The sequence below is a fragment of the Pseudoduganella sp. RAF53_2 genome, assembly GCF_052113985.1.
Classification (GTDB): Bacteria; Pseudomonadota; Gammaproteobacteria; order Burkholderiales; family Burkholderiaceae_D; genus Rugamonas.
Genome location: NZ_JBFRDW010000314.1, coordinates 1 through 6,783 on the forward strand (window position 1 = coordinate 1; position 6,783 = coordinate 6,783).

The following is a 6,783-nucleotide window of genomic DNA, read 5'->3' on the forward strand; positions in this document are numbered from 1 at the left end:
GTGTAGATCACGTCGCCCAGATTGCGCATCTGCTTGGTCACCCACAGGCCAACGTCGGTGGAGCCGGCCAGGATGGTGGCGGTGGGTTTGGCGGCGCGCAGGGCGGCCATTTCTTCGAGTGTGCGCGGCGCGTGGAAAGTCTGGCCGTCGTGCGTGTAGCTGAACATGATGTCTCGTTGCAGGCCTTGCAGGGTGGCCTTCAGGGTGGCGCGGTCGAAGCTGACGGCGGGCAGCTCGCCCATGCGGACGGCGGCATCGATAATCGGACGGTAGCCGGTGCAGCGGCACAGGTTTCCGGACAGCGTCTCGTCAATCGTCTTGCGGCAGGGCGGCTGGGTTTGGCCTTCCTGCTTCAGGTATAAGCTCCACAGCGACATCGCGAAGCCCGGTGTACAGAAACCGCATTGGGAACCATGGCACTCCACCAGTGCTTCCTGCACGGGATGCAGGCCGCCATCCGGCTGTTTCAGATCTTCCACCGAGAATACGGCCTTGCCGTCCAGCGTGGGCAGGAACTGGATGCAGGAATTCACATTGCGCATTTCCAGTTCGCCGTCCACCAGCGAGGCAATCACCACGGTGCAGGCGCCGCAGTCACCTTCGGCGCAGCCTTCCTTGGTGCCCGTGCAGTGCAGGTCTTCACGCAGATGCTGCAGCACGGTGCGGGTGGGGGACGCGGAATCGACTTCACGCACGCGGCCCTGGTAGAAGAATCGTATTTTATTGGTGCTCATTTCATCAGTTCCTTGCTAATGCCAGTTCGTGGGCCAGCGCGTTGTGATGTTCGATCACCAGCGGCAGGTCCACCGTTTGCAGCAAGCCGTCGCGGACGACGACTTTGCCATTGATAATGCTGTTCGATACATTGGACGGCGTGCAGAACACCAGCGCGGCGACCGGGTCGTGCAGTGCGCCCGCCAATCCGATTTGATCCAGTTTGAAGCTGATGATGTCGGCCGACATGCCCGGCTTCAGTGCGCCGATGTCGTCGCGGTTGAGCACTTTGGCGCCGCCCAGGGTGGCCAGTTCCAGCGCCTGGCGCGCGGTCATGGCATCCGGGCCGAAGCCGACGCGCTGCAGCAGCATGGCCTGGCGCGCTTCGCCCAGCATGTGCGCACCGTCGTTGGAGGCGCTGCCATCCACGCCCAGGCCGACGGGGACGCCCGCGTCAACCATCTTGCGGATCGGAGCGATGCCGGAAGCCAGTCGCATATTCGAGCAAGGGCAGTGCGCGACGCCGGTGCCGGTGCGGGCAAACATATTGATGYCGGCGTCGTCCAGCTGCACGCAGTGGGCGTGCCATACATCGTGGCCTACCCAGCCGCAGTCTTCAGCGTACTGGGCGGGCGTCATATTGAATTTTTCGCGGCTGTAGGCGATGTCGTTCACGTTTTCAGCCAGATGGGTGTGCAGCGAAACGCCATAGCTGCGCGCCATGTTCGCGGATTCCTTCATCAGCTGACGCGACACGGAGAAGGGCGAGCAGGGCGCCACTACCATGCGCAACATGGAATGGCGCTGGTCGTCGTGGTAAGTCTCGATCAGGCGCTGGGTATCTTTCAGGATGTCCGCTTCCTCTTCCACCACGCTGTCCGGCGGCAGGCCGCCCTTGGACTGGCCCACGCTCATCGCGCCGCGCGCCGCGTGGAAGCGCATGCCGATCTGCTGGGCCGCCTCGATGCTGTCGTCCAGGCGGCAATCGTTGGGATAGATGTACAGGTGATCGCTGCTGGTGGTACAGCCGGACAGGATCAGCTCCGCCATCGCCGTCAGCGTGGACACGTGCACCATCTCGCTGGTGAGGTTGGCCCAGAGCGGATACAGATTGGTGAGCCAGTTGAACAGCTCACCGTCCTGCGCGGCGGGAATCACGCGCGTCAGGCTTTGATACATGTGGTGATGGGTGTTCACCAGGCCAGGCAGCACCACCTGGCCGGATGCGTCGATCACCTCATCGGCTTCGCGCGGCAGATCGGACGTCGGCCCGACCTGTTCGATCACATTGCCACGCACGAAAACCGCGCCATCGACGATCTCGCGGCGCTGGTCATCCATCGTTACCAGCACGCGTGCGTTCCTGATCAAAAGCGTTTTAGTCATTACTAGTCCCTGACAAGCATTGGTTGCAGCAATTCTTCTTCTACTTCGTCGATCTCAACCTGCGGACGGTCCGGCAGCACGAGGTTGAGGAGTACGGCCACGATGGCGCTGGTGCTGATGCCGGAGCCAAAGACTTCATGCACGAAGGCGGGCAGTTTGGACAGCAGTTCCGGACGCACCGTCACGGCCAGACCGCAGCCAATGGAAACGGCGACGATCAGGCTGGTGCGCTTGTCGTGTTCCACCTTGGCCAGCATCTGCACGCCCGCGGCGATGATCATGGCGAACATCATCAGGCCAGCACCGCCCAGCACCGGCTGCGGAATCGTCACCACCAGCGCGCCGAGTACCGGCACCAGTCCGGCCAGGGCCAGCAGCACGCCGGTGAAGGCCACCACGTGACGGCTCGCTACGCCGGTCAGCGTGATTACGCCGACGTTCTGGGCGAAGGTCGATACCGGAGGGCTGGACAGCAGGGCCGCAAACGCCGAACCCACGCCATCGCACAGCATGCCGCGGCACAGGGTCTTGCCACGAATCTTGGTCTGCGTGGCATTCCCGAGCGCCATGAAGGTGCCTGTCGTCTCAACCATGGTCACGACAAACGCCAGCGCCATGGCGACGATGCCGGACGCGGGGAAGGTCATGCCGAAGTGCAGTGGCTGGGGCAGGGCGAACACCTCCGCCCTGGTCACCGGCGTAAAGTCCACCAGGCCCAGACCGATGCAAACCAGATAGCCGACGAACATGCTGATCACGATGGCAGCGGCGGAAATCATGCCTTTGCCGAATTGGACCAGCAGGATCACGCCCACCAGCACGAACAAGGCAATGCCCAGGCTGGTCGGATCGCCGTACAGCGGACCCGCATTACGGCCACCTGCTGCCCAGTCGATGGCAACCGGCACCAGCGTCAGGCCGATCATGGTCACCACCACCGCCGTCACCGCTTCCGGGAACAGCTTGCGGATTTGCGGCATGAAGCAGCTGCCGACGATCATCACGGCCGAACCTGCCAGCGCGGAGCCCATGATGCCGGGGACGCCGTGTTCCAGTCCCACGCTGATGGCCGCGCCCACGAAGGCGAAGCTGGTGCCCATTACGCAGGGCAGGCGGATGCCGATCGGGCCGATGCCTTTGCACTGGATGATGGTGACGATGCCGGAACCCAGCAGCGCCGCGTTCACCAGCGCGACCATCTGGTCCGCCGGCAGTTTCAATACTGCGCCGATCACGAGGGGCACCGCAATGATGCCTCCCAAAGCTGCCAACAGATGCTGCAAGGCGAGGATGCCGCTGGTGATCAGCGGTGGACGGTCCTCCACCTGGTAAAGCAGATTGTTCATGCTGCCTCCGTGAGATTTGGTCAGCCTGCGATGTAGATGGTTTTGAACAGGAATATGCCGGCGACGCCCCACAGGGTGACGCTGACTTCGCGGTATTTGCYGGTCAGGAGTTTCAGGCCGGCATAGCTGATGAAGCCCAGCGCCAGACCATTGGCGATGGAGTAGGTGAAGGGCATGACCAGCGCAGTTACCACGGCGGGAATGCTTTCGGTGGTTTCGGACCAGTTGACTTCAGCCAGTTCGCGCAGCATCAGGCAGGCCACGAAGAACAGGGCGGGAGCGGTGGCGTAGCTCGGCACCACGCCGGCCAGCGGCGCGAAGAACAGGGCCAGCAGGAACATGGCGGCCACGGTGACGGCGGTCAGGCCGGTACGGCCGCCTGCCTGCACGCCGGCGGCGCTTTCGATGTAGGCGGTGGTGCTGGAGGTACCCATCACGGCGCCGGCCATGATGGCGCCGGAATCGGCCAGCAGGGCTTTGTTCATCGAAGGAGGCACTTTGCCGTCTTTCATCAGGCCGGCGCGCTGGGCGACGCCCATCAGGGTGCCGGTGGCGTCAAACAGTTCGACCAGGAAGAACACCATCACCACGTTGAACAGGCCGTGGGCGGCGGCGCCGACGATGTCCAGTTTCAGCGCGGTCGCTTCAATGGAAGGTGGCGGCGAAACAATGCCGTGGAACTGGTTACCGCCAAAGAAGAAGCTCAGCACCGTCACGGCCATGATGCCGATCAGCAGGGCGCCGGTGACGCGCAGGCGGTCCAGGGCCACGATGATGAGGAAGCCGATGATCGCCAGCACCGGGGCTGGTTTATGCAGATCGCCCATGGTGACGAAGGTGGCCGGGCTGGACACCACAATGCCCGCATTCTTCAGCGAGATCAGCGCCAGGAACAAGCCCACGCCTGCCGGGATGGCGATGCGCAGCGATGGCGGGATCGCATTCATGATTTTTTCGCGGATGCGCAGCAGGCTGACGATCATGAAGCAGCAACCGGAAATGAACACGGCGCCCAGTGCCGCTTCCCATGGATAGCCCATGCCGTGCACCACGCCGTAAGCGAAGTATGCGTTCAAGCCCATGCCGGGCGCCAGACCAATCGGATAATTGGCGTACAAGCCCATGATGAGGGTGCCAACGGCGGCTGCCACGCAGGTCGCCACAAAGACGGCGTCTTTGGGCATGCCGGCATCACCGAGGATGGAGGGGTTGACGAAGATGATGTAGGCCATCGTCAGGAAGGTGGTAATGCCGGCCAGCACCTCGGTACGCACGTTTGTCCCGTGCGCGCCGAGCTTGAAGTATTGTTCCAGGAAGTTCATTTAGGTTGTCTCCGTTTAGTTTTTATCGCCCGAAATTCCGCCTCTTTGGGCAGACAAATATGGCGCGCTGCTGATACCTTGTTATCAATATCGTCGATGGCCTCCCTCTCAGCTTGCTTGCTGGGACATATCGTTTATCGGCTTTTCCGTATAGTCCCCGCGTGCACGCCGGGGACCCGGCTTGAAGTGGCGCAGGAAATCGAGCAGGATGCGCGCCGCCACGTCGGCGTCGTCGTCCGTCATGATCTCCAGCGGGTTGTGGCTGATGCCGCCGTTGCCGCAGCGCGAGAACAGCATGGCGACGTCGGTCACGCGCGACATCAGCATGGCGTCGTGCCCGGCGCCGGAGGCGAGTTGGAAGACCGGTACGCCCGCACGTTCGGTGGCGGCAGCCAGCTGCTGCATCAGCCACGGTGCGCAAGGTGCGCAATTGGCCGAAACGGTTTGCTCGACCGTGACGCTGATGTGGCGTGATTGACACACTTTCTCGATCTGGGCCAGGATATCGGCCACCGCGGCGTCACGCGCGGCGTCATTGGCGGCGCGGATATCCAGCGATAGCGTGCAGGCGCCGGGGATCACATTGGTGGAGCCGTTCGGCACTTGCAGCTGGCCGACGGTGCCGACCAGGGCGGAATCCTGGTCCTGGGCGCAGCGCTGTTCCACATAGAGGGTGATCTCTGCGGCAGCGACAGCGGCGTCCTTGCGCATGGCCATCGGCGTGGTGCCGGCGTGGCTGGCGACGCCTTTGAGCTCCACCAGATAGCGTTTGCTGCCCGCAATGGAGGTCACCACACCAACCGGCAGGCCGCGCTCAAGCAATACCGGGCCTTGTTCGATATGCAGTTCCACATAGCCCAGCAGATCAGCCGAATCGCGTGCGATGGCGGCGATGCTGTTGGGGTCCTGGCCCGCAGCGGCCATCACTTCGCGCAGCGCGACGCCATCGCGGTCCTTCAACTCCAGCAGGCGCGGATCGAACTGGCCGATGACGGCGCTGCTGCCGAGGAAGGTGCTCTTGAAGCGCACGCCTTCCTCTTCGGAGAAGGCGATCACCTCGAAGTGGAAGGGCAGCGTTTCGCCGTACTGGTGCAGCTGTTTGACGACGGCGATGGCGGTGAGGATGCCCTGGCGGCCGTCGTATTTGCCGCCATTGCGCACCGTGTCGTAATGCGAGCCGGTGAGCAGGGTGCGCGCCTGCGGATCGGTCGACAGGTAGCGGCCCACGACATTCCCGACCGCGTCGATGTGGACATGCATGCCCGCTTCGCTCATCCACTGCGCCAGCTGATTGGCGGTGGCGCGATGGGTGGGGGTCATATAAGTGCAGGTCAGGCCTTGCTCGTCTTCGCTCAGGGCGCCGATCTGTTCGGCCCACTGCATGATGGCCTGCCCCATGGCGGGCGTGTGCTGCAGCAGGGCGTTCAGGCGCATTTCGGCGATGCGGTGAATCTGGCGCAGCGCTTCGCGGTGTTCGTCCTCCAGCTGGTTGCGCAGGCGGCGGCGCACGGTGGCGATGATGGCCTGGCGGGTGAGGCCTTTGCCGTCGGCGCCCTTCACCGCAACGATGAAGGGGAAGCCGAATTTGCTGTTGTAGGCGGCGTTCAGTTCCTGGATGGCCGCGAATTCTTCGGGGCTGCAGTGATTCAGGCCGGCGCTGGCTTGTTCGCCGGTGGATTCGGGCGTCAGTTCGCCCGCTACGGCGGCCTTGCCTGCCAATTCCGGGTGAGCGCGGATCAGGCCCAGTTGTTCTTCGTGCGCAGCCTCCGTTACCACTTGCTGCAGGCCGAGTTTCAACGCATCGACGCTGCGGAAGGGGCGCAGCGCGGCAGCGCGCTTGGGGATCCACGGGGAGTGTTCATACAGGCCATGCAGGATATCGGCAAATGCGCCAGCGTCGCAGGTGTTCAGTTGCTTCAGGCTCGTCATCGTGCAATCGGGCCACCGCCGGGCGGCCCGCTCCAAAAAGGTTGATCTGGTGTTATGGCAATTTGATAATAGGGGCGCAGCAGGCC

General features: G+C 63.3%; 5 protein-coding genes. All 5 read right to left on the bottom strand.

The window, feature by feature from the left end:
- A partial coding sequence (locus tag AB4Z11_RS18545) for a 2Fe-2S iron-sulfur cluster-binding protein (protein WP_442026773.1) occupies positions 1–734 on the bottom strand: 734 nt, incomplete at its 3' end.
- Positions 735–738: 4 nt separating this feature from the next.
- Positions 739–2,100, bottom strand: a complete 1,362-nt coding sequence (locus tag AB4Z11_RS18550) for an 8-oxoguanine deaminase (RefSeq protein WP_442026775.1) — start codon at positions 2,098–2,100, stop codon at positions 739–741.
- A 2-nt stretch (positions 2,101–2,102) separates the two neighbouring features.
- Entirely contained in the window at positions 2,103–3,446 is a 1,344-nt protein-coding gene (locus tag AB4Z11_RS18555; RefSeq protein WP_442026777.1) for a nucleobase:cation symporter-2 family protein, read from the bottom strand.
- Between the two features lie 20 nt (positions 3,447–3,466).
- Positions 3,467–4,768 (bottom strand): NCS2 family permease, encoded by a 1,302-nt coding sequence (locus tag AB4Z11_RS18560; protein WP_442026778.1) that lies wholly within the window; start codon positions 4,766–4,768, stop codon positions 3,467–3,469.
- A 108-nt stretch (positions 4,769–4,876) separates the two neighbouring features.
- Positions 4,877–6,697, bottom strand: coding sequence for an allantoate amidohydrolase (locus AB4Z11_RS18565; protein ID WP_442026780.1), 1,821 nt, complete (start codon positions 6,695–6,697; stop codon positions 4,877–4,879).
- Positions 6,698–6,783 lie beyond the last annotated feature (86 nt).

Coding starts and splice junctions, on each gene's coding strand:
- AB4Z11_RS18555 (WP_442026777.1), bottom strand. CDS start 3,446: ATGAACAATCTGCTTTACCAGGTGGAGGACCGTCCACCGCTGATCACC.
- AB4Z11_RS18565 (WP_442026780.1), bottom strand. CDS start 6,697: ATGACGAGCCTGAAGCAACTGAACACCTGCGACGCTGGCGCATTTGCC.